Origin of the sequence: Oceanospirillum multiglobuliferum, assembly GCF_900167095.1 — a bacterium.
In the GTDB taxonomy this organism is placed as follows: domain Bacteria; phylum Pseudomonadota; class Gammaproteobacteria; order Pseudomonadales; family Halomonadaceae; genus Oceanospirillum; species Oceanospirillum multiglobuliferum.
This window is the reverse complement of record NZ_FUXG01000001.1, coordinates 57,433-81,366: the sequence shown is the minus strand read 5'-3', so window position 1 is coordinate 81,366 and position 23,934 is coordinate 57,433. Positions and strand designations below refer to the sequence as shown.

Here is a 23,934-nt window from a genome sequence, read left to right as displayed (position 1 = left end):
GATTATTTTAGGTCGCGCATCAGCAAGGCATATTCAAGATCAGCCTGACTCAGTGTCGCACCATCCAATGGAATCTGTACAATGTGACCATTCCCTGGTGCGACGTTCAGTGCCTCACCTTTGCGGCTTTCTAAGGTGTTCAGCACAAAACGACGGTTACCACCGGGTAGCATCAGCTCGAGTGTGTCACCGGTTTCAAAGCGATTTTTCACATCGATCTCCAGCAGGTTGCGCTGGTTGTCGTAGCTCAGCACTTCACCTACGAACTGCTGGTTAACGCCAATTGAGTTACCGGTTTCGTAGTTTTGGTATTCATCATGCACATGGCGGCGATAGAAACCTTCGGTGTAACCGCGGTTGGCCATGTTTTCTAGGGCGTCCATCAACTTCATATCAAATGGGCGACCTGCAACCGCATCGTCAATGGCCTTACGGTAAACTTGAGCTGTGCGCGCCACGTAATAGTGCGATTTGGTGCGACCTTCAATCTTTAGGGAGTGAATGCCCATTTTGGTCAGGCGCTCAACGTGTTGAACGGCACGCAGATCTTTAGAGTTCATGATATAGGTGCCATGCTCATCTTCATAGATTGGCATCAGCTCACCTGGGCGAGAGGCTTCTTCAATCAGTGCGGCTAAGCCTTGACTGTCTTCAGTATGGTGATCAGCCGCAGGTGAGTGAGACTGGCCTTGGGAAGGGTCCCAAACACCAGAGGAGGATTCCACCTGTGTCAGCGGAATCAGGTCACCGTTGTCATCGGTTGTGGTTTTAAGGGTGTTGTAGTTCCAACGACAGGCGTTGGTGCAAGTGCCTTGGTTGGGGTCGCGGTGGTTGAAGTAGCCAGACAGCAAGCAACGGCCAGAGTAAGCGATACAGAGCGCACCATGCACAAAGGTTTCCAGCTCCATCTCTGGGCATTCATTGCGAATCTCTTCGATCTCTTCTAATGAGAGTTCGCGTGAAAGAATAATGCGTTTAATGCCTTGCTGATGCCAGAACTTCGCCGCTGCATAGTTCACCACGTTAGACTGTACCGACAGATGAACCACTTGATCTGGCCAACGCTCACGCACCATCATAATGAGACCTGGGTCTGACATGATCAGCGCATCTGGCTTCATCTCAATGATCGGTTCCATATCCTTCATATAGGTACGGACTTTGGCATTGTGCGGGGCAATGTTACTGGCGACATAGAACTGCTTACCGCGCTCGTGTGCGTAGCGAATTCCCTGCTCTAAGTTGTCTAGCTTAAAATCATTGTTACGTACGCGTAAGCTATAACGCGGCTGCCCTGCATAAACGGCATCAGCACCATAGGCAAAGGCATAACGCATATTTTTAAAAGTACCCGCAGGGGAAAGCAATTCAGGCTTAAACATAAAAACCTCTTCGGTGTCTGGTTGCAGGCCAAATACACCTTTTGAAGATAACGCGCACTGCACACGATTCAAGAAAGCGCGCGATTCTACCACAGCTTGTGGTGGTATAAAGAGTACCCTACTGCTTGCGTAAAAAATGTGTCAAAAAACTGTCACGGCTGTGCAACATTCATTTCTTAATCTTTCCGTTAGCTTATTGATAATGACCGATTAAGGAATGAACAATGAAACTGAAATCTATTTTGCAAGCGCTCTTGATTGTAGGTGTTGTTGGCGGTACTGCGGCATGTTCGTCGATGCAAAGTGCAGAAAAAGCCCCTCAATCGCAAGAAGCCACTCAGCAATTGGTTTCGTTGTATGAAGTACGCCATGAGGATGGCCGTTTGTACTACTTTGACGACTATTCTGCTTATCAGCACTTCTTAGAGCATGACGAAACCCCGTACACTTACAAGCGTATTGCCGCAGGTGCCAAGGGTGAAACGCTGGTATTTGGTTTAACCAGTAAAGACAAAAAGAAAACCTCAGGTATTGCCAGCGTGGATATGATTGATGGCAAGTTAGTACCTGAAATGTTTTATGGTGAGCTGCGTCATGAAGGTCGCATTTATGTCTTCAACCGCATTGAAGATATGAATGAAGTACGTGCAACAGGCGAAGCGGCTTTGCGTTTTACCGATATTGGCTCTGGCCCTAAAGGTGAAACAGTTGTTTATGTATTGAATAAACATAACAAGAAAAAGCGTCCAGATGCTTTAATCGCACAATTTAAAGGGGTTAATGCAATTCAATAAACTGACTAGTGGGCATCAAGGATTGGATGCCGCTTGTTAGGTTGATGAGCGTGCTGTGTTAACAGTGCGCTAACTTTTTGGCGCTGTGAGTGCAGCGCCAAGATTCCCCTCTATTTCGACTGCTGTTTTATCCTACCGATTGTATTTACCTCATCGTGCCAAAGGCAGAAGTGATACACTAGATACTCCTCTGTTTTGATCTATTCACGGTATTGTTCATGAGTTTCTCAGCCCTAGGCCTTAATCCCGAATTGTTGTCGGTTTTATCCTCTCTTCATTATCTCACCCCAACACCGATTCAACAGGCAGCTATTCCGAAAGTGCTAGAAGGCCATGATGTGATGGCGGGGGCGCAAACCGGAACCGGAAAAACGGCTGCTTTTATGTTGCCCCTAATTCAGCGTGAATTAGCACAGGTGGAGCCTAGCAAGGCGATTCGCGTGTTGGTGCTAACACCCACCCGAGAGTTAGCACAGCAAGTTCACCGCAGCGTGATCACCTATAGCCAAGGACTGGGGGTTAACTCAGTGGTGGCCTACGGTGGTGCCAGTATTAATCCGCAAATTGAAGCGCTCAACCAAGGTTGCGAGATACTGGTGGCAACACCCGGACGGTTGTTAGAGCTGGCCATGAAAGGGTTGATCGACCTAAGTAACTTAGAAACCTTGGTGCTAGATGAAGCCGACCGAATGCTCGATATGGGCTTTATTGGTGAGATCAAACGCATCTTAAAGCGTTTGCCTGAGCAGCGGCAAACGCTGTTTTTTTCAGCCACTTTTAACGATGAGGTTTTTGCACTCAGCAAAACTTTATTGCGTGATCCTGTACTGATTGAAGTTGCTGAACGTAATGCAACCGTGGCACAAATTGAGCAGCGCTTTTATGAAGTGGATCAGTCAAAAAAAGCAGCGTTACTGGCCTATCTGATTGGATCTAAAAACTGGCAACAAGTGTTGGTCTTCACGCGCACCAAACAAGCAGTGGATGAGCTGGTTCAAGAACTTGGAAAAGACGGCATTAGCGCAGCGGGGGTACATGGTGACAAATCTCAAGGCGCACGAGATCGTGGACTGGAAGACTTTAAAATCGGAAAAGTACGCGTCCTTGTGGCCACCGACGTAGCCGCCCGTGGGTTAGACATTCACCAACTGCAATATGTGGTGAACTATGAGCTACCCTACAACGCAGAAGATTATATTCATCGTATTGGCCGAACAGGTCGTGCCGGGCAAGAGGGGTTAGCCATATCCTTAGTGTCGCAAAAAGAGAAATATTTGCTGGAAGAGATCGAAAAACTCACAGGTGAATATTCTGTGTTGCAATGGATGGAGGGCTTCGAGCCTAACCTGATGCAGCTAGATGAGGTGAACGCCAAGCGTAAACCCTCTAAAAAAGCGCTACGAGCCAAAGCCTTAGGACAAAGCGGTAACACACGCAAACCTCAAAAACCTCGCCGTAGATAGCGCGCTTTTAGCAAAAGCCAACAGCGCAAAAAAGCTCCATCGGTTTAACCTGATGGGGCTTTTTGATGACCGATTCAGCTGATTCTCAATCAGACGGTGAACTCTTCCATCGCATAATCAGGCAGCGAGCTTTTTGCAGGTACAGGGGTTGGATAACCTTCAGCATCTAAGGCCACAAATTTGAAAACCGCTTCAGTTACTTTCTCACGCAGTCCAATCTGTCCGCGGCGTACCCAAGCTTCCACATGAATCCGCATAGAGGTTTTCCCCACCTCTATCACTTCGGTATAAACCCCCAAAATATCACCCACTTTAACAGGGCGAATAAAGCTCATGCCCTCTAGCGATACGGTGACCACGCGCTGTTGTGCACGCTGGCTGGCACAGATCCCTGCGGCGATATCCATTTGCGATAAAACCCAGCCACCAAAAATATCACCAGACGGGTTGGTATCCGCAGGCATTGCCATAGTGCGAGTGGTTAAACGGCCTCGTGTTTCTTGTGACATTTATCTTCTCCGGCAGTAGATCACGACGTAGTAGGACTCTGTTCAACAATTCTAAGTGAAAAATCGTAGCCCTAGGCTAAAAAGGCAGGCAGCTTACCTGATAACGCACAGAATTACCGTCCGTTTTTCTCCTCTATTGCGCTTATTCGAATCGGAATAAGTCAGCGCAAAACAGATACAAAATCGTTTTATCTGCGTATAGGTCTAAATATAGACATTTCTAAACAAGAGGGGGCATGGAGATGACTTGCAGCGGGCACATTCAGCATGATTTACGGAGCATGATCAGCACTCGATTCACTCTCTGGGTTTTCATCAGCCTGTTTTTTTCAGGCGCTGTATTTGCAAACTCAGAGCAGTCGGTGGCGACAAGCGCTTTAATTTTAACTCCAAAGCAGATCAGCGAATGGAAAAGCAAAAGCTTTAATGGCCTCACCCAATATCAATTGGTTGAACACGAAGGACAGCTCGCCCTATATGCAAAAAGTAACTCAGCCGCCTCAGGCTTGTTTTATGAGGCGGATATCGACCTGAACCAAACCCCTTACCTGAGCTGGCGCTGGAAAGTGACACAACTGCCCAACTTAACCAATGAACAAACCCGAGCAGGGGATGACTTTGGCGCCCGTGTGTACATTATTTTTAATGATGGTTGGACGTTTTTAAGCACCAAAGTGATCAGCTATGTTTGGTCAGGCCAAACCCCTGTTGGACAACATTGGCCCAATCCCTTTGTGGGTAAAAGCGCGATGATGGTATCGATGCGAGAGGGTGCATTAGAGCAAGGTTGGCATGAAGAAAAGCGCAATTTAAAAGCCGACATTCAGCAGTTCTTTGGTAAAGAGATTGATCGGATCAAAGCCATTGCGATTATGACGGACGCAGACAATTCCAACAGCAGTGCAGAGGCGTTTTATGGCACAATTAAATTCAGCTCAGATTAACTTGCACTGAGCCCTCTTTTTATTTTTACCTCAGTAGGGAAAGTTTATGATGGATGCCAACGGCCTGACTCCCGACCATTTGAATACATTGCTAGCACAGCAATTTGGGTTTTCTGAGTTCAGGGGCGGGCAGCAGCAAACCGTGATGCAGCTGTTGGCTGGGCAATCGTCTTTGGCAATATTCCCAACGGGATCGGGCAAATCACTCTGTTATCAGTTCACCGCCTTGCAGCTCCCCCATTTAACCTTGGTGGTTTCACCGCTGTTGGCTTTGATGAAAGACCAACTCGCCTTTCTGGCCAGTAAAGGCATAGCGGCTGCCAGTATCGACTCCACCCTCAGCACTGAACAGCATCAGCAGGTGATTCAAGAGGCGCGGTCGGGCAAACTCAAGATTCTAATGGTCTCGGTTGAGCGCTTTAAGAATGAGCGTTTTCGCCAGTTTATCGAATCTATTCCGCTGTCGATGTTAGTGGTGGATGAAGCGCACTGCATTTCCGAATGGGGGCACAACTTTCGCCCTGACTATCTCAAACTGCCCGAGTACCGTCAGCAGCTGAACATTCCGTTGGTGTTATTACTCACCGCTACCGCCACCCGTCGGGTGAAAAAAGATATGGCGCAAAAATTCAACATTGCCCCAGAGCATATTGTGCAAACGGGATTTTATCGCGCCAACCTTGATCTGAGTGTGCAGCCGTTACAGGCAGACCAAAACCCGAAGCAGGTTTTGCGAACGCTGATTCAACACAAAACAGGCGATGGTATAGTCTACGTCACCTTACAGCATACGGCAGAAGAGGTGGCCCGTGACCTGTGCCAGCAAGGTATTCAAGCCGAAGCTTATCATGCAGGTTTGCCTGACGAGCAACGACAAAAAGTGCAGGCTGACTTTATGGCGGGTCGAGTGCGCGTTGTGGTGGCCACCATCGCCTTTGGGATGGGTATTGATAAACCCAATATCCGGTTTGTGATTCATTATGATCTGCCCAAGTCGATCGAAAATTACAGCCAAGAGATTGGGCGAGCGGGGCGTGATGGCTTGGCGTCAGATTGCATCACGCTTGCCAGCCTTGATGGTATTCCGGTACTGGAAAACTTTGTCTATGGTGATACCCCGCAGCGCTCAGATATTGCCCGTTTAATCGAGGTCATACAGCAAGACAGTTTTGTGCAGGGGCATGACCAGCACCAGTGGGAGTTACAACTGAACAGCCTGTCAAATCAATGCAATATTCGCCAACTGCCGCTGAAAACCTTGTTAGTGCAATTAGAACTGATGGGCATTTTAGAACCCCTACGCAGCTATTTCGCCGAGTATAAATATAAATTGGTTGCTGAGAGATCCGACATTTTGGCGCGTTTTTCGGGCGAGCGTGCCGCCTTTTTAAATAGCCTGTTTGAGCAGACCGAGTTTAAAAGAACTTGGGGTGTCCCTCACTTTGACAACCTTTATCAAACCTATGGTGCTGAGCGCCATCGTGCTATTGCGGCACTGGATTACTTACATGAGCAGGGGTTAATCGAACTGTCGGCGTCCAAAATGACTGAAGTGTTTCGAGTTAACATGACCGCTCTTAACCACGATGAGCCAGTGGCTAAACTCTATCATTACGTTGTCGAGAAAGAGCAAAAAGAGATCGAACGTATTGGCGCGTTAATTCGTTTTTTCCAGCTCGACCGCTGCCTCACTCACAACCTCTCCCGCTACTTTGACGAAGGCAGTAGCCCAACAGCCTGTGGTCATTGCTCTGTTTGTCGTGGACAGGTGGCACATCTAAGCTATGTGCAACCGCCAATTTGGCCTGAAGACGCGGTGCTGAAACAAAACCTAGAGGCCCTGTTAGAGCGTCTGAACAGTGAACAGGTCATTAGGCTGCAAAGGCAAGAAAAACAGACCCTATGCGCCCGTTTCTTAGCGGGTTTAACCCAACCCTTGTTCACCCAGATCAAGGCGCGACAACTGGCAGGTTTTGGTAGTTGTGAGTTACTTCGATACCCTGACATTGAGCAAAAAGTACAAGGCTTATTGATTGATTAATTAAGGGCGTGGAGGCGATTGCGATGCGAGCCTTGGTCTTTATTGACTATAATCCACAGCTTCAAGCGCAATGATGACAATAAAATCCAATATGAGAACCGCAAAATGTTAGCAGATGTAAAAGTTTCGGCGATTCAAATGGTTTCGGGCGAAGATCCAGAACAGAATTTGGCCCGAGCTGAATATTGGGTTACTGAGGCGGCCAGTCAAGGCGCGCAGATTATTGCATTGCCAGAGTATTTCCCAATGCTGAATCGAGATGAACGGGCCAAGTTTGCGCTGGCAGAACACTTTGGCAGTGGCATGATGCAGGATCGTTTAGCACAGTTGGCTCAAAAACTGGGTATTTGGTTAGTTGCAGGCTCGTTACCGTTAAAAGGCAAGCAAGCTGATAAAGTCACCAATACCAGTTTGGTTTTTGACCCTTCCGGTGCGGTGGCTGCGCGTTATGACAAGATTCATCTCTTTGATTTTCAAAAGGGTGATGAGTGCTATCAAGAGTCCGCCAGTATTGAGGCGGGTCAGCAGCCCGTATGCTTTGACACACCTTGGGCGCGTGTTGGGCTAGGGATCTGTTATGACTTGCGTTTTCCAGAGTTGTTTCGTGGTTTAGATGATGTGGATCTGCTGGTGATTCCCGCAGCGTTTACAGTACCCACAGGTCGTTCACACTGGGAGTTGCTATTAAGAGCGCGTGCGGTTGAAAACCAATGCTATCTAATGGCGCCTGCACAAGGTGGCCAACACGATAGCGGTCGAGTGACTTGGGGACACAGTATGATTGTTGATCCTTGGGGGGAGATTCTCGGTCAGCAGGATCTTGGTGAGGGGATTGTCACTGGCACACTGTCGAAACAGCGTTTTGATGAGGTTCGTCGTCAATTACCTGCATGGTTACATCGTAGGCTCTGAAGTGCTGAGAGGTAGGCGATTGGTCACACAGAAGGCGCCTCTTTAACTTTGACGACCGATGGAGATGAACAAAGGCTGTTTGTCCTTTGTCGGCTCGACTATAATCTTGCGCCATTGCCTTTGTGCAGATGAACTATTTTTTGTACTTATCATTCTCATAGGATTGAACGGATTATTATGACTGTTCGCACCCGAATTGCGCCTTCACCAACAGGTGACCCTCACGTTGGTACTGCTTACATTGCACTTTTTAACTTGGCTTTTGCCCGTAAACATGGCGGCAAGTTTATTTTACGCATTGAGGATACGGATCAGACCCGTAGCACCAATGAATCTGAGCAGATGATTTTAGACTCTCTACGTTGGTTAGGCCTAGATTGGGATGAAGGCCCTGATGTAGGTGGTGAGTTTGGCCCTTACCGCCAGAGCGAGCGTAAGCATATGTACGCTGACTATGCTTATCAGCTTGAAAAAGCAGGTAAAGCATTCCGCTGCTATCGCACCACAGAAGAGCTAGACGAGCTACGTGAGAGTCGTAAAGCAGAGGGCAAACATACGGCTTTAAAACAAAGTGATTTGGCGCTGCCTGCTGAGGAGCAAGCTGCGCGTGAAGCCGCTGATGCACCTTACGTGATCCGCATGTGCGTACCTGAAGAGGGCGTGTGTGAAGTTGATGATTTGCTGCGTGGCAAAATTGAGATTGATTGGGGGCAGATCGACTGCCAGATTCTGCTAAAAGCAGACGGTATGCCGACTTATCACTTGGCAAACGTTGTCGATGACCATCTGATGCAGATTACTCATGTGCTGCGTGGTGAAGAGTGGATTAACTCTGCACCTAAGCACAAACTGCTGTACGAATACTTCGGTTGGCAAATGCCTGTGCTATGCCACTTCCCACTGTTGCGTAACCCCGATAAAACCAAATTATCGAAGCGTAAAAACCCGACCTCAATTAACTACTATCGCAAAATGGGCTTTATGCCTGAAGCGGTAATCAACTATTTGGGGCGTATGGGTTGGTCAATGCCGGATGAGCGCGAGAAGTTCTCTTTGGCGACGATGATTGAGCATTTTGATATTCAACGTGTTTCTCTGGGTGGCCCAGTGTTTGACGTTGAAAAACTGTCTTGGCTAAACGGTCTATATATTCGTGAAGATCTGAATGATCAGCAGTTTATTCAAGCGGTGCAGCAGTGGGCGTTCCAACCTGAGTATTTGGCGCAAATCGTACCGCAAATCAAGAACCGTGTTGAAAAGTTCAGTGATATTGCACCGCTGGCTGGCTTCTTCTTCTCAGGTATGTTGCCAATCACAGAAAGTGATTTCAGCCATATCAAGCTAGAGAAAGAAGAGCTGGTTAAACAGCTACAGTTTACGCTATGGCAGATGGAGGCACAGCGTAGCTGGAATAAAGACAATATTTTTGCAGATGTTAAGAAATTGTCTGAGCACTTTGGTGTGAAAATTAAAGATTTCTTACAGCCTATCTTTATTGCGATTGCAGGCTCACCTACCTCGTCTTCTGTGTTGGACTCGATGGCGATTATTGGCCCAGACTTGACCCGCGCACGTTTGCGTCATGCGGTGAACTTGTTAGGTGGTGTGTCTAAGAAGCAAACGAAGAAGCTGGAAAAAGAGTTTGCGGATTTAAATGGCTAGGTCTTAGGGCCTAGCTAGAGGGGGGCTTTTCGCTAACTCATTGGTTCATTTGAACTTTATTTTGTAAAAAAGATAAAAAAATTCAAAAAATGAGTTGACCCAAGAAAAAAGCCTCCCTATAATTCGTCCCGTACTTGAGAGGGGCCTTAGCTCAGCTGGGAGAGCGCAACACTGGCAGTGTTGAGGTCAGCGGTTCGATCCCGCTAGGCTCCACCAAATCTCAAGTGGCCAGTGTCCCATTCGTCTAGTGGCCTAGGACACCGCCCTTTCACGGCGGTAACAGGGGTTCGAACCCCCTATGGGACGCCACTATTTATTTAACTTGTTTGAACTTAACAAGTTAAAACAAGAAACCGCTTAATTGCGGTTTTTTTGTTTCTGCTGTTTGGCAATCCTTGAGACAATCCAGAATAACCCCCTCTACACTCAGGCAGAGAGGGTTGATGTTGACTTACTGTACCATCTCTTTTTCGCTGAATACGCCCTCAAATAGCGCTGTAGACAGATAGCGCTCACCTGAGTCGGGTAAAATTACCACGATGGTTTTATCTGCAAACTCAGGTTGTTCCGCTAGTCGAATAGCGGCTGCCATCGCTGCGCCACAAGAGATACCACCAATAATGCCCTCTTTGAGCATCAGCTCTCTTGCCATCTGAATTGCATCGTCATTGCTGATTTGTTCAACGCGGTCGATCAGTGATAAGTCTAGATTTTTAGGTACAAAGCCTGCGCCAATACCTTGGATTTTGTGTGGTGCAGGTTTAACTTCATCGCCCTGCATGGTTTGAGTGATCACGGGGGAGTCAACAGGCTCAACGGCAACAGAGGTAATGGCTTTGCCCTGTGTGTTTTTGATATAGCGTGAAATACCTGTGATAGTGCCGCCTGTGCCAACACCTGCAACCAGGACATCAATTTCACCGTCGGTATCTTGCCAAATCTCTGGACCAGTGGTTTTTTCATGGATCTCAGGGTTGGCAGGGTTTTCAAATTGCTGTGGCATAAAGTAGTGCTCTGGGTTGGAGGCGACCAACTCTTCTGCTTTTGCAATTGCGCCTTTCATACCTTTAGCAGGCTCTGTCAGCTCTAAGTTTGCACCCAGTGCCTTCATCATTTTTCGACGCTCTAAGCTCATGCTGGATGGCATGGTCAGGGTAATTTTATAGCCACGAGAGGCCGCCACAAAGCAGAGTGCAATCCCTGTGTTACCACTGGTGGGCTCTACAATCTCCATGCCCGGTTTTAAAACACCACGTTTTTCAGCATCCCAGATCATATTGGCACCAATACGGCATTTTACTGAAAAGGCAGGATTACGGCTTTCCAGTTTGGCGTATAGGTTTGGATGTTGGCTTAGGCGGTTAATTTTAACTAGAGGTGTATTACCGATTGTTAGCGAGTTATCGTCAAAAACCTTGCTCATAAGAAATCCCTGATAATTCTAATGGTTAGACCGCTAAGTGCTGTGGAAAACAAGCGTCATTTGAGGGTAGCGGATTGCCAATAAGAGTAGGGAGTGTTGAGAGAAAAATCTATCGGAACTTAATGCCAAAAGGTTTTAAGTTCATAACAATCCGATGTGCCTAGCGGCCTAAGAGAGTGAGCGCGATGTTTGGGTTTTGATTGGCTTGTGCCAATATGCTACTAGAGGCTTGTTGAATGATTTGGTTGCGAGTTAGCTCAGCGGTGGCAACGGCAAAATCGGTGTCTGTGATTCGCGACTTAGCGGCAGATACATTCACAATAGTATTGGTGTTATTGCGTAAGTGAGAACTGAGTTCATTGAGGGTGGCACCTAGCTCGGTTCTGATTTCGTGGATATTGCCAATCACTTTATCAATGATTTCCATAGAGCCGCGTGCATTGGCAGATACGTTTACGCCCGATAAGCCTATGCGTTCTGCGGTGCCGCCGCGGATTGTGAAATCGCTGCGTTCGCCAGCGTTAGAGCCTGTTTGCAGTTGAAATATTTTATCATGTGGGGGAGTGAAGCCAGTGGGCCAAGCGCTGATTTTAAAGCCATCTAATGGCTGATCGGAGTAGCTGTTGGTATCACCGACAGAGTCGTGGGCATCTTTTACACCCATTCCATCAGCGTCTAAGCCGCCAATAGCGCCAACATCGGCATTGTTCAAGTCCATTCGATTTGTGATGTAGCTACCGCCGCTATTCTGCACGTAGGTAATGTACTCTGCCTCCGTCATACCAAGGAAGTGCTCGAGGGCGTTGCTTACAGTTCGTCCATCTACTTTCAAATAGTCCATGAAACTTGAAATACCGTTTCCGTAGCCTAGGCTCTTCATTTCATCATGAAGCATACGTGTCGCTACATAGGCTCTTGAGTAATTTGCGCTAGAGCCTGCTGCGTTGGAGAAGCTGCTCATAAAAGTATCTGGTGAGGCGGCACCTAAGTCGACGATTAAACGGTCATCAGCACCATGTATAAGTTCTGCGGTACCCTCCATAAACCATAGAGATGACTGAACGCCTGTAGATAGCTGGTTTACCATAACAGCATGAGCCATTTCGTGTTGAATAACCCGATCATTTTGAGTGGTGTCGCCGTTCCATCCAGCTAAAAAGGCTGCTCGATCAATATTCAGCGCAGTAACGTCGTGAGTGCCTCCGCTAAATGATACGGAAGCAACGGCTCCTCCAATTGCTCCAAGATTGATGACAAACTGATCCTCGCCGTCTCCTTTCAGCCCGAAATAAGCTTTGATGTTGGCTTCAGACTGCTCCATTGCCCCTGCCAATTTGATTAAAATATCTTCATCTGTAACCGGTGGGGAGTTTTCATTGACGGTAGGCCCCTCAAGTAGAGGTGTTCCCCCCAAACTGGCACTTTCAGCAATCTGAGTGGCAGCACTGATGAGCTTCTCCATCTCAGCTTGAGCGCCATCTCTGTCCTCTTGGCTCCAAGTGTTGTTCGACATTTGCGTGGCAACTTCCCGCATCCGAAAAGCAATGTTGGTGATTTCTGCCATTGCGCCATCGGCAACTTGAATCGCGGAAATACCATCTTGGATATTACGGGAGGCTTGTTGAGTACCAATTACTTGCGTGTCTAAGCGATCTGAAATTTGTAGGCCAGCAGCATCGTCTCGTGCAGAGTTAATTCGTGATCCAGAGGAGAGCTCCTGAAAAGAACGATTCATCCGCTCTGTCACATTAGACAGATAGTTCATTCCTTTTAGTGCACTTACATTGGTATTCACGAATAGCATGTGGCAACGCTCTCCCTAAGCGAGTTAAAACTAGGCTTGCGTACAAAAATCGGCAGGTTAACGCGTTTCTTTAGAAATAATGTCAATGACTTTAAGGTCACGAAAATACGTTCTTGCAGGTTTTGGTTGTCAGTGCGAGCAGGTAAACTGCTCGCAGCTGCAATTACTGATGCATAACAATAGATTAATAAAAGAGCGTCTTATGAAATTCCAAGGTACAGAACAATACGTCGCCACGCCTGAGTTACAAATGGCGGTTAACGCTTGTATTACACTACAACGCCCTTTGTTGATTAAAGGTGAGCCGGGCACGGGTAAAACCATGCTGGCGGAACAGTTGGCTGAGGCACTGGGTTTACGCTTGATTCAATGGCATGTGAAATCAACGACCAAAGCGCATCAAGGTTTGTATGAGTATGATGCGGTGTCGCGCCTGCGTGACTCACAACTGGGTGATGACCGTGTGCATGACATTAAAAACTACATCAACAAAGGCAAGCTTTGGGAGGCGTTTGAGTCAGAAGAGCAAGTGGTGTTGCTGATTGATGAGGTGGATAAAGCCGATATTGAGTTTCCAAATGACCTGCTGCAAGAGCTGGATAAGATGGAGTTTTTTGTTTACGAAACGCAAGAAACCATCAAAGCAGTCAAGCGTCCTATTGTGATCATCACCAGTAATAACGAAAAAGAACTGCCGGATGCGTTTTTGCGCCGCTGCTTCTTCCACTACATCAGCTTTCCTGATAAAGACACCATGCTGCGCATTATTGATGTGCATTACCCTGATATTCAGCAGAATTTAGTGCAGCAAGCTTTAGAGGTGTTCTTTGATTTGCGAGAAGTGCGCGGTTTAAAGAAAAAGCCGTCTACCTCTGAATTGATTGATTGGCTAAAGCTGCTGATGGCTGATCAAATGAGCTTAGAAATGCTGCAAAATCGTGATGCTAGCAAAGCGATTCCGCCACTGCATGGCGCATTGGTGAAAAACGAACAAGACGTTTCTTTACTTGAAAAACTGGCGTTTATGCACCGTCGACAAACCCGCTAACCATCGGTCTACAGGAGTTTATCTATGTTGATCGATTTTTTTTCTGACCTCCGTAAGGCGGGCGTGCCCACCACATTACGTGAGTTGTTAGACCTGTTAGCCGCTTTAGAGCAAGGTTTAGCCTTTGCCGATATCAATGATTTTTATCTGTTGGCGCGCACCTGCTTGGTGAAAGATGAAAAGTATTATGACCGTTTTGATCTAGCCTTTGGTGCTTATTTTAATGGTCTTGAAGGCTTGGATGACCTTTTGGATACTTTGATTCCAGAGGAGTGGTTACGCAAAGAGTTTGAAAAGTTTTTAACGCCAGAAGAGCGTGAAAAAATCAAATCGCTCGGTGGCCTAAAAGAGCTGATGGATGCCTTTAAAGAACGTCTAGCAGAACAGCAAAAGCGCCACGCAGGCGGCAATAAATGGATTGGTACAGGTGGTACCTCTCCCTTTGGTGCCTACGGTTATAACCCTGAAGGGATTCGCATTGGTCAGGAGGGTAACCGTAACTTCAGCGCCGTAAAGGTGTGGGATAAGCGCCAGTTTAAGAATCTTGATGACAGTGTTGAGTTAGGCACACGTAATATCAAAGTGGCGTTGAAACGGTTACGTCAGTTTGCCCGCTCAGGGGCTGAGTCTGAGCTGGATTTAGATGACACCATTCGTGCGACCGCTCATAACGGCGGTATGCTAGATATTAAAATGGTGCCAGAGCGTCATAATAGTGTAAAAGTGCTGTTGTTCTTAGATATTGGCGGCTCGATGGATGGCTACATTCGGATGTGTGAAGAGCTATTCTCAGCTTGCCGCACAGAGTTCAAACATCTGGAGCATTATTACTTTCATAACTTTATTTATGAGTCGGTCTGGAAAGACAATCTACGGCGTCACAACGAGCGCATTTCAACCTTAGATGTAATGCATAAATATGGTGCTGACTATAAGGTGATCTTCATTGGCGATGCCTCTATGGCACCTTATGAAATTGCCATTGCAGGCGGTAGTGTTGAGCACTGGAACGAAGAAAGTGGCGCACAATGGATGCAACGGGTCACGGAGACTTGGGATAATGTGGTGTGGTTAAACCCTGTTGATGAAAAATATTGGGGTTATACACAGTCGATTGAAATGACCAAGCAACTGGTTGGCAATCGTATGTATCCTTTAACCATTACCGGCATTACCGATGCGATTAAAAGGTTATCGAAGAAATGATGCGCAATGCATTATCGAGCGACCTTTAGCGGTAAAAAAGAGGGGGATAGGGTATCGCTCCCAACTCCCCCCCAAAGACAGGGTGACATACAGAAAGAAGGGTGCCTTAAAGACACCTATCTTTTGTCGACACCCATACCACATTCTTGCACGACTGATTCGCGGTATGAGTAGCCGACACCCTACTATCAGTGACTGATAGCAGGGTGACTGAGCAGGTTGCTATTTAAGTAATCCCCTTAAATAGCAACGCCACCAAGTTTGGTTTCAAGATATTCAAAAATACCTTCTTTAGCGCCTTCTCGGCCTAAACCACTTTCTTGCATACCTCCAAATGGTGCCGCAGCACTGGTTGGGTTAATGTCATTGATACCAATAATGCCAAACTCCAAAGCCTCAAAAACCCGCATGGCACGCGATAGATTGTTGGTATATAGGTAAGCGGCAAGACCATAATGTGTATCATTGGCCATCTCTAATACTTCATCTTCAGTATCAAAAATAATCACCGCAGCAACGGGGCCAAACGTTTCCTCTCGATAGATTTTCATTTCTGGCGTTACGTTGCTCAGTAATGTTGGCCGATAAAAGTGGCCTTTTTCACAGCCCTCTAAGATCACAGCCTCACCACCATTAAGTAATGTTGCCCCCTTGCTTATGGCGTCTTTAACCTGCGTGTCGACCTTGTCTATAGCAGCTTGATTAATCAAAGGCCCAATACGGACACTAGGATTCATACCATCACCGACTGGCATCGCATCAACACGTTTGCTGAATTCTGCTAGGAAGGGATCTGCAATACTGCGATGAACAAAAATACGATTTGGGCTGATGCAGGCTTGACCAGTATTGAGGAACTTCACCAAAGATAGGCCTTTTGCTGCATGCACCGGATCGGCATCCTCAAACACAATAGCGGGTGCATGGCCGCCCAACTCCATTGAAACCCGCTTTAAATGAGGGGCTGCTAAGGTGGCTAGATGTTTACCTACGGCAGTAGAACCGGTAAACGTCAGCTTTCGTACAGCAGGGTGAGCGCAAAATATTGTGCCAATAGGTGCAGGGTTTGACGCCGTAACAAGATTAACAACCCCAGCAGGAAACCCTGCTTGCTCAAAAATTTTGAACATAGCAATGGCACACAAAGGGGTGCTTTCTGCGGGCTTTAATACAACAGTACAACCTGCCGCTACGGCAGGGGCAATCTTGCGGGCAATCATTGAGATTGGGTAGTTCCACGGTGTAATGGCCGCAACCACGCCAACGGGTTTGTGATTAACCCAAAATCTTTGATCACTACGTGCTGAAGGGATGGTTTCGCCATACACGCGTTTGGCTTCTTCTGCATACCAAAGTAGGAAGTCTGCGCCGTAAATCACTTCATTAAGCGCTGCTTTTAGAGGTTTACCTTGCTCTAAAGTCATCAGCTCAGCCAGTGCATCTTTTTGCTCTAGCATTAATTCATAAGCTCGATATAAACATTTTGAGCGTTGATAAGCAGTGGTTTTAGACCAAGTTTTAAAAGCTTGTTGAGCCGCTTGTATTGCCTGCTCAACTTCCGCTTCCTGACACTCCAGTGCTTCACCTATAACCTCACCGTTAGCGGGATTGGTTACCGCAAAATGGGAAAGTGCTGTGTTTTCTATCCAATTACCATTGATATACATTATGTTTAACCCTGTGTTGTTGTTATTTTATTTTTTTGTATTTAAAACCAGTCAATCGGTAGTTCAAGTGTGCTGACAGCACCATTGTTAATAGACTCAAAGTAGCCATGGTAACGTGGTAAAAGCTGATCTAAGAAGAAAGCACCGCTCAGCACTTTGGCTTGATAGAAGGGCTGATTGGCTTCTAGCTTAAGTTGGTTATTGGCTTTATCGGCAGCTATTAGCATCTGCCAGCCTGCAACTACGTAAGACGACAGCATTAAGTAGTTAAAAGCTAAAGCAGCAGGGGTTGCTTTATCCGTACTGTTGAGTAGCGTTTGTGAGGCTTGGCGCAGTGCATTCGCCGCACTAGAAAAACGTTGAATATGTCCAGCGGTTAGCGCGCCATAAGGCTGAATTTGCGCTATTGATGAATCAATCTCTTCTAACAGTTCAGTAACGGCTTGTCCTTGATCAAAACTCAGCTTACGACCCACCAAATCCATAGCCTGAATGCCGTTAGTACCTTCATAAATAGGTAAAATACGAGCATCTCTAAAATGCTGGGCAATGCCAGTTTCTTCAATAAAGCCCATGCCACCATGTACTTGAACAGCTAGCGATGTGACTTCTTGAGCAATTTCAGTACACCAGCCTTTCACCAGTGGTGTTAATAAGCCCAGCCGACGTTGATGGCGCTGTTTCTCTGCATCAGGCAGTTCAGCTTCAACAAGGTCAACCTCTTTACAAGCGGTATAAGCCAGCGCCCTTGCCGCCTGTGTTAGGCTGGTCATGGTCATTAACATTCTACGCACGTCTGGGTGCTCAATAATTGGCCCTGCTTTATCACGGCCAATGGCAACGCCTTGAACTCGCTCTAGGGCATACTCTTTGGCTTGCTGATAAGCCCGCTCTGCAATAGAGACACCCTGTAAACCTACGGTAAGACGCGCATTGTTCATCATTGTAAACATGCAGGCTAGACCACGGTTTTCCTCTCCAACTAAATAACCAATGGCGCCCTCATTGTCTCCGTAGCTCATTACGCAGGTTGGACTGGCATGAATACCTAACTTATGTTCCAGTGATATTGCTTTACAGGCATTGCGTGCACCTAACGAACCATCAGCATTGACTAAGAACTTAGGCACTAAAAATAGAGAGATGCCTTTTACACCAGCGGGGGCATCCGGTAAGCGTGCCAGTACGAGGTGTACAATGTTGTCTGCCATGGGGTGTTCACCCCAAGTGATAAAAATTTTCTGGCCAGTAATGCGATAGTGTTCGCTTTCAGGTATGGCTTTTGTGTTGATAGCCGCTAAATCAGAGCCCGCTTGTGGCTCTGTTAAGTTCATTGTGCCGCTCCACTCACCACTGATCATTTTGGGTAAGAAGCGTTCGCATAGAACAGGACTGGCATTGGCTGCAATGGCTTCAACCGCACCTTGTGAGAGTAATGGGCATAATCCCCATGCCATATTGGCAGAGTGCCACATCTCCTGCACAGCGATTGCCAAAACAAAGGGTAGGCCTTGTCCGCCGTATTGAGGGTTAAATTGTAAAGATCCCCAGCCACCCTCAACATAGGCTTGGTAGGCTTCTTTGAATCCTGTGGGTACAACGACTTCATTCTGTTCAGTGAGCTGCACCCCTGCAAGGTCACCTGTTCGATTTAAAGGTGCAATAACTGAGCTTGAGAGTTTGCCAGCCTCTTCTAAAATAGCGGCGACTAAATCAGAGCTAGCATCAGTGTTATCTGTAAGTTCTGCTAAGTGCTCAAAATCGACCAGCGTATTTAGCACAAAATTCATATCATCAAGCGGAGCAATATAATCTGTCATAGTGAGCAACCTCCATTGGGGGATATGTTTTGGAATTTAGATTCAGTTTTAATGAAACTATCTTTAGCTCATATATTGGCCACCGTTAACGGATAGGTTGGTGCCTGTAATAAAGCCACTGTCTTCTGCTGCTAGGAACGCCACAGCACGAGCAATTTCAACAGGTTTGCCTAAGCGGCCAACAGGAATGCCTTCAACAATGCTGTTCAGTACTTTTTCTGGTACTTGGCGTACCATTGGTGTGTCGATATAACCTGGAGAAACTGCGTTTACAGTGACGCCTTTACGAGCACCTTCAAGGGCGATTGAGCGAGTAAAACCATAAATACCTGCTTTAGCAGCGGCATAGTTGGCTTGGCCGAACTGGCCTTTTTCGCCATTGAGAGAGGAGATGTTAATGATGCGTCCCCAACCACGTTCGCACATGCTGTTGAATACGAGTTTGCTCATGTTGAACATTGAGCTTAGGTTAGTGTCGATGACATCTTGCCACTGCTGATGCTCCATACGCTTCAATGGTGCATCTCGGGTAATGCCTGCATTGTTAACTAAAATATCGACAGGGCCATGTTCCGCTTCAACGGTAGTGATGAAGTTTTGGCAGCTTTCAAAACTTGATACATCAAGCGGGTAAAGTAGTACTTCTGCTCCCCACGCTTTCATTGATTCTTGACACTCTTTGGCTTGAGCTTCGGTTTCTGGCGAAGGATAGTAAGTGGCAATAACCGTGTGGCCTTGATCGCAGAGTGCCTCGCACATTGCGATGCCTAAACCACCTGTACCACCTGTTACTACAGCGATTCTTTTGCTCATTTTGAGTCTCCTTTACGTCTTATTTGCACAATGGCTGTTTAATGTTTGCTTTTAACGAAACGGTTAGGCTTCGCTAGGTATCGCTTGCTTAATGCGGTTTGACTTCAGTTGCTTCTTCACGCCTATTGATAAGCTTCTTTCACCTTTCTCACTGTACTGTCGGCTGTTAGATTCAATTTTGGGAAGCTCGTACAGGTAGTTCACCATCATGCCTGCCGACTGCTTAAGGCCATTGACTGAGCTATCAGCCATCCAGTTAAGACGCTCAATTTTTGCACCATTACTCAGGTGAAAGTGTGCGACGGGATCAAGCGCGATTGCCGCATTTGGATTCTTTTTGTTCTCTTTATGAGCTTTGGCTAAGTAGTACAGTGCTAGGTTCTGTAGGCTGTCTTTGTGAGCTTGTTTCAATTTGATATTGTTAAAGCCAGAAGCAATAGCGGGCTCAAGCCATTCACGCTCAGGGGCTAATAGCTGGGTAACCAGTGGGTCTTGAGTACTGTTTTTAAGCCAGCGACAGAAGCCTGGAATAGGTGACAAGGTTGAAAACTGCGTCAGCTGAGGGAACTCTGCTTGTAATAATTTAACGACGCGTTTAATCAGAAAGTTACCAAAGCTAATGCCAGCTAAACCCTTCTGAGCATTAGATATAGAGTAAAAAATAGCGGTGTCAGCTTGGCTGATATCTTGTACTGGCGCGTTCTCATCTAATAGATGTTGCACGTTGTCAGACAACCCATTTACCAGTGCGACCTCTACGAAGATAAGGGGTTCGTTTGGCATACTGGGGTGAAAGAAGGCAAAACATCTACGATCTGAATCTAAGCGGTTTTTTAAGTCGTTCCAACTTTTGATTTCATGTACCGCTTCGTAGGCGATCAGCTTCTCAAGTAGCTCTGCGCTGGATTGCCAAGTGATGCGCTCTAACTGTAGTAAACCGATATCGAACCATGAGGACAGTAAGCGTTTTAGGTCGTGTTCAAGGGGTTTTAGGTTGGGATTTTTACTGAGCAGCCCTAAAAGCTCTGCTCGCATATCCACCAAAAACTTTATCCCCTCTGGTAACTCATTAAACTGTGTTAGCAGTTTCATTCTGGCAGGTTCTAATGCTGAACGCAGTGCATTGGCACATGAAATGCGCTCAGCGCCTTTGCAGATCTTCCAGTGCTGAATGATCTCTGATACATGGTCGTCATCTGTGCCGTAGTGATCAGACAGTAAAGATAAAAAACGAATACGTCCCTCTTCATTCAGCTCTAAAAAGCTTCTGCCCAGAGTAGCCGCTCTAGCTCTTGCCGCTATTTCTCCACCTTGATCAGATAGACAGGCATCCATCCAGTTTTTGAGTTCAGTACTGTCTTGAGCATTCAGTTCTGGGTGTAGGGGCAGCTTGTCAATTGATCGACGTCCGCTTGTCACATCACGCCACAGAGGTAGCAGTCTCCGGATGGTTTTATCCAAGATGCTGTTGCTTTGTTCTGACATCTCTACGTTCTCCAGATGAGGGCTGTGAAAATCACTTGTAAGCCTATGTTGTGATCAAGGTTAGCAAAGCTTTTTTAAAAAACCAAGGGTTTTTACTTGGCTTTTTGAGTGTTTATATCTATATTTATGAGGCTGCAACCTGTTAATGATTATAAAAACCAAGAGGAATTAGCATGGCTAACGATTACTTAAAAGATTTACACGGCTATTACTTAGAGGATTTGGAAGTGGGCATGTGCGCCAGCTATGCCAAAACCATTACAGATGCGGATGTTGTGTTGTTTGCAGGCGTCACTGGGGATGACAACCCTGTGCATATCAACGCCGAATATGCTGCTTCAACTATGTTTGAACAGCGCATTGTTCATGGCATGTTCAGCGCGGGTTTGATTTCAGCCGTACTAGGAACTCGCCTACCTGGGCCGGGTGCCATTTATATTGACCAGCAACTGTCGTTTAAAGCTCCGGTACATATTGGTGACACCGTTGTTGCTACTGCTACTGTGCTTGAAATTGACAGTCAGCGTCGTCGAGTCAAGTTAGAAACAGTCTGTCGCGTTAAAGACAAAATTGTTGCCCAAGGTGTTGCTACGAATATGGTCGACCGTCGCCCAGCAGAGTAACTCAGGGTTATCTATGAACTAAAAAGCAGGCTTGCGTTAGCTCATCACGCACCTGCTTTTTAACTCTCTTTTAACTGTTTGAAACTATTAAAGATTTAGGATGAAAGCTTATGTTGATCAGTGCTGATAACTCTGCCCTGCTGGTGATTGATGTGCAGGCAAAATTACTGTCTGGCGTGTATGAAAATGAGAAGCTGGTAGACAACTGTCACTGGCTTATCGAAGTGGCTCAGTTAATGGGTGTACCTGTTTTAGGTTCTGAGCAATATCCAAAAGGTGTAGGGCCAACAACAGAACGTTTAAGTCAGCTATTAGCCGCAGATGACTTTGTCGCTAAAACGGAGTTCTCTTGTGTTGATTCAGATGCTTGTTATTCACGTATTCAGTCGATGGATCGTAAATCAATCGTGATTTGCGGTATGGAGGCTCATGTCTGTGTGTTGCAAACGGCACTACGCCTTAAAGAAGAAGGCTTTCAAGTGTATGTCGTAGCAGATGCTGTTTCAGCACGTAATCCGGTGGATACAGAGTATGCATTAGCACGCCTACGAGATGAAGGGGTACGTATTGTGACCCGTGAAATGGTTGGATTTGAGTGGGTTCGTCGTTCAGATGCCCCGCAGTTTAAAACCTTTAGTTTGAACTTTTTACGCTAATCCCCTGCAAGCAGAGGTTCAAAGAAAGCCTAAACTGAGGAGCACAGCATGACAAACAATAACAACAATAGTCCTTATGACCTGAATTTAGAAACTAACGGTGCTAACCACATCGCTTTAAGCCCAGTTAATTTTATTGCTAGAACCGCAGATATTTATCCAGAGCATCTTGCGGTTATTTATCAAGATGTACGCCGAAACTGGCGTGAGACCTATCAGCGTTGTGTAAAAGTTGCATCAGCATTAGCGCAACTCGGTATCGGCAAGGGTGATACCGTCGCCGCGATACTGCCCAATATCCCTGAAATGTTAGAGCTTCACTTTGCTGTTCCTATGCTTGGTGCTGTTCTGAATGCACAAAACACCCGATTAGACGCAGAAACTATCGCTTTTACTTTGGAGCATAGCCAAGCCAAGGTGTTGTTTACCGATAAAGAGTTTGCCCCTTTAGTTAAAGCTGCATTGGCAATATGTTCTGCACCGCCAATAGTGATTGATATTGATGATGCTTATGTACAAGGCGAGCTTTTAGGCATCATGACCTACGATCAACTGTTGGTGACAGGGGCGGATGATTTTGCATGGCAGCTACCAGAAGATGAGTGGCAGGCGATCAGTTTAAATTACACCTCTGGCACTACAGGTAATCCTAAAGGGGTGGTTTATCACCATCGCGGCGCTTACTTGAATGCACTCAGTAATATCATGGGGCAAGGCTTGCCACAGCATGCGGTTTACCTTTGGACCTTGCCCATGTTTCACTGTAACTGCGGTAGCAGGGACTCATGTTTGTTTGCGTCATGTGAAGCCGGATCAAATTTTCTCTGCAATTTCTGCTTATCAAGTGACGCACTTTTGTGGCGCGCCAGTTGTACTTAATATGATGATCAACGCTCCAGCCGATCAGCAGATTAAAGCAGAGCACTCGGTGACTGTGACAACTGGTGGTGCGGCACCCGCTGCTAGCATCATTGAGGGCATGGAAAACCTAGGTATTCAAGTCGTGCATGCTTATGGTCTAACTGAAACCTATGGGCCGAGTGTATTTTGTGATCCTCAAAAGGCTTGGGCTACGCTTCCATTAGCGGAAAAGGCTGCCAAGATGGCGCGTCAAGGTGTACGTGCTCCGGGAGTGACCAGTCTGATGGTGGCAGACATGAATACGGGGTTGCCGGTTGCAAAAGATGGTGTTGCTCAGGGTGAGGTTTTGATCCGTAGTAACACAGTTATGAAAGGCTACCTAAAAAATGCGGAAGCTACCCAAGAAGCTTTCAAAAATGAGTGGTTTCATACTGGGGATATCGCGGTATGCCATGAAGATGGTTATATCGAAGTCAAAGACCGCTTCAAAGATGTCATTATCTCAGGGGGAGAAAATATCTCGACGATAGAGGTCGAGAATACTCTGTTTTCACACCCTGCGATTATGGAGGCTGCGGTTGTTGCACTGGCTCATGACTTTTGGGGTGAAGTACCTTGTGCCATCGTATCCTTAAAGGAGGGGAAAACCTCATCAGAACAAGAGATTATCCAATTCTGTCGTGATCATATGGCACATTTTAAATGCCCTAAAAAAGTGATTTTTGCTGACTTGCCTAAAACGGCAACGGGTAAAATTCAGAAATTTGCCTTGCGAGAAATGGTCAAAAGCTTAGCAAGCTAAAGGCTAAGTGTTTAACTGA

The 23,934-nt window shown here is 46.6% G+C and carries 19 protein-coding genes, 2 tRNA genes and 1 pseudogene; 14 read left to right on the top strand and 8 right to left on the bottom strand.

What is annotated here, in order from left to right; genetic code table 11:
• Positions 1 to 2 precede the first annotated feature (2 nt).
• Entirely contained in the window at positions 3 to 1,382 is a 1,380-nt protein-coding gene (gene trhP, locus B5D26_RS00335) for a prephenate-dependent tRNA uridine(34) hydroxylase TrhP (RefSeq protein WP_078743879.1), read from the bottom strand.
• Positions 1,383 to 1,606: 224 nt separating this feature from the next.
• Between trhP and B5D26_RS00330 the strand changes: the two genes are divergently transcribed.
• Both B5D26_RS00330 and B5D26_RS00325 read left to right on the top strand, forming a co-directional pair.
• Entirely contained in the window at positions 1,607 to 2,176 is a 570-nt protein-coding gene (locus tag B5D26_RS00330) for a hypothetical protein (RefSeq protein ID WP_078743701.1), read from the top strand.
• A gap of 218 nt (positions 2,177 to 2,394) precedes the next feature.
• Positions 2,395 to 3,639, top strand: coding sequence for a DEAD/DEAH box helicase (locus B5D26_RS00325; protein WP_078743700.1), 1,245 nt, complete (start codon positions 2,395 to 2,397; stop codon positions 3,637 to 3,639).
• Positions 3,640 to 3,728: 89 nt separating this feature from the next.
• Here the strand turns inward: B5D26_RS00325 and B5D26_RS00320 are convergent, their stop codons facing one another.
• Positions 3,729 to 4,148 (bottom strand): acyl-CoA thioesterase, encoded by a 420-nt coding sequence (locus B5D26_RS00320; protein WP_078743699.1) that lies wholly within the window; start codon positions 4,146 to 4,148, stop codon positions 3,729 to 3,731.
• A gap of 236 nt (positions 4,149 to 4,384) precedes the next feature.
• On the opposite strand from B5D26_RS00320, the gene B5D26_RS00315 reads away from it, so the two are divergent.
• From B5D26_RS00315 to B5D26_RS00290, 6 genes are all read left to right on the top strand, one after another.
• A complete protein-coding gene (locus B5D26_RS00315; RefSeq protein ID WP_078743698.1) occupies positions 4,385 to 5,092 on the top strand; it encodes a DUF3047 domain-containing protein in 708 nt (235 codons plus the stop codon).
• Between the two features lie 46 nt (positions 5,093 to 5,138).
• Positions 5,139 to 7,133 (top strand): RecQ family ATP-dependent DNA helicase, encoded by a 1,995-nt coding sequence (locus tag B5D26_RS00310; RefSeq protein WP_078743697.1) that lies wholly within the window; start codon positions 5,139 to 5,141, stop codon positions 7,131 to 7,133.
• A gap of 105 nt (positions 7,134 to 7,238) precedes the next feature.
• The gene (locus B5D26_RS00305) at positions 7,239 to 8,045 is read left to right on the top strand and encodes a carbon-nitrogen hydrolase family protein (protein WP_078743696.1); all 807 of its coding nucleotides are present in this window, start codon (positions 7,239 to 7,241) and stop codon (positions 8,043 to 8,045) included.
• Positions 8,046 to 8,222: 177 nt separating this feature from the next.
• Positions 8,223 to 9,707 (top strand): glutamate--tRNA ligase, encoded by a 1,485-nt coding sequence (gene gltX / locus B5D26_RS00300; protein ID WP_078743695.1) that lies wholly within the window; start codon positions 8,223 to 8,225, stop codon positions 9,705 to 9,707.
• 140 nt (positions 9,708 to 9,847) lie between these two features.
• Positions 9,848 to 9,923 (top strand) — tRNA-Ala (locus B5D26_RS00295).
• Between the two features lie 17 nt (positions 9,924 to 9,940).
• Positions 9,941 to 10,016 (top strand) — tRNA-Glu (locus tag B5D26_RS00290).
• A 142-nt stretch (positions 10,017 to 10,158) separates the two neighbouring features.
• On the opposite strand, the gene cysK is transcribed toward B5D26_RS00290, so the two are convergent.
• On the bottom strand, positions 10,159 to 11,130 hold the full coding sequence (cysK, locus tag B5D26_RS00285) for a cysteine synthase A (protein ID WP_078743694.1): 972 nt from the start codon (positions 11,128 to 11,130) through the stop codon (positions 10,159 to 10,161).
• A 160-nt stretch (positions 11,131 to 11,290) separates the two neighbouring features.
• The gene (locus B5D26_RS00280) at positions 11,291 to 12,934 is read right to left on the bottom strand and encodes a flagellinolysin (RefSeq protein ID WP_078743693.1); all 1,644 of its coding nucleotides are present in this window, start codon (positions 12,932 to 12,934) and stop codon (positions 11,291 to 11,293) included.
• A 202-nt stretch (positions 12,935 to 13,136) separates the two neighbouring features.
• Between B5D26_RS00280 and B5D26_RS00275 the strand changes: the two genes are divergently transcribed.
• Together B5D26_RS00275 and B5D26_RS00270 are read left to right on the top strand one after the other, a co-directional pair.
• Positions 13,137 to 13,982 carry an AAA family ATPase gene (locus B5D26_RS00275; protein WP_078743692.1) on the top strand — a complete coding sequence of 282 codons (846 nt, stop codon included), beginning with the start codon at positions 13,137 to 13,139 and terminating at the stop codon, positions 13,980 to 13,982.
• Positions 13,983 to 14,006: 24 nt separating this feature from the next.
• Positions 14,007 to 15,188, top strand: a complete 1,182-nt coding sequence (locus B5D26_RS00270; RefSeq protein ID WP_078743691.1) for a vWA domain-containing protein — start codon at positions 14,007 to 14,009, stop codon at positions 15,186 to 15,188.
• 239 nt (positions 15,189 to 15,427) lie between these two features.
• Here B5D26_RS00270 and B5D26_RS00265 read toward each other — a convergent pair whose 3' ends face one another.
• The 4 genes from B5D26_RS00265 to B5D26_RS00250 all read right to left on the bottom strand — a co-directional run bounded on the left by B5D26_RS00265 (position 15,428) and on the right by B5D26_RS00250 (position 20,973).
• Entirely contained in the window at positions 15,428 to 16,855 is a 1,428-nt protein-coding gene (locus B5D26_RS00265; protein ID WP_078743690.1) for an NAD-dependent succinate-semialdehyde dehydrogenase, read from the bottom strand.
• A gap of 41 nt (positions 16,856 to 16,896) precedes the next feature.
• A complete protein-coding gene (locus B5D26_RS00260; RefSeq protein ID WP_078743689.1) occupies positions 16,897 to 18,675 on the bottom strand; it encodes an acyl-CoA dehydrogenase in 1,779 nt (592 codons plus the stop codon).
• Positions 18,676 to 18,738: 63 nt separating this feature from the next.
• Entirely contained in the window at positions 18,739 to 19,488 is a 750-nt protein-coding gene (gene phbB, locus B5D26_RS00255; protein ID WP_078743688.1) for an acetoacetyl-CoA reductase, read from the bottom strand.
• Positions 19,489 to 19,551: 63 nt separating this feature from the next.
• Positions 19,552 to 20,973, bottom strand: coding sequence for a malonyl-CoA decarboxylase (locus tag B5D26_RS00250; protein WP_078743687.1), 1,422 nt, complete (start codon positions 20,971 to 20,973; stop codon positions 19,552 to 19,554).
• A gap of 173 nt (positions 20,974 to 21,146) precedes the next feature.
• Between B5D26_RS00250 and B5D26_RS00245 the strand changes: the two genes are divergently transcribed.
• The 4 genes and pseudogenes from B5D26_RS00245 (at position 21,147) to B5D26_RS16570 (ending at position 23,915) form a co-directional block, all read left to right on the top strand.
• The gene (locus tag B5D26_RS00245) at positions 21,147 to 21,596 is read left to right on the top strand and encodes a MaoC family dehydratase (RefSeq protein ID WP_078743686.1); all 450 of its coding nucleotides are present in this window, start codon (positions 21,147 to 21,149) and stop codon (positions 21,594 to 21,596) included.
• A gap of 110 nt (positions 21,597 to 21,706) precedes the next feature.
• A complete protein-coding gene (locus B5D26_RS00240; RefSeq protein WP_078743685.1) occupies positions 21,707 to 22,252 on the top strand; it encodes a hydrolase in 546 nt (181 codons plus the stop codon).
• A gap of 48 nt (positions 22,253 to 22,300) precedes the next feature.
• A pseudogene (locus B5D26_RS16580) lies at positions 22,301 to 23,435 on the top strand (AMP-binding protein); the annotation flags it as partial.
• On the top strand, positions 23,409 to 23,915 hold the full coding sequence (locus B5D26_RS16570; RefSeq protein ID WP_327196239.1) for an AMP-binding enzyme: 507 nt from the start codon (positions 23,409 to 23,411) through the stop codon (positions 23,913 to 23,915). The pseudogene B5D26_RS16580 and the gene B5D26_RS16570, both read left to right, overlap by 27 nt.
• The last annotated feature ends 19 nt before the right edge of the window (positions 23,916 to 23,934 follow it).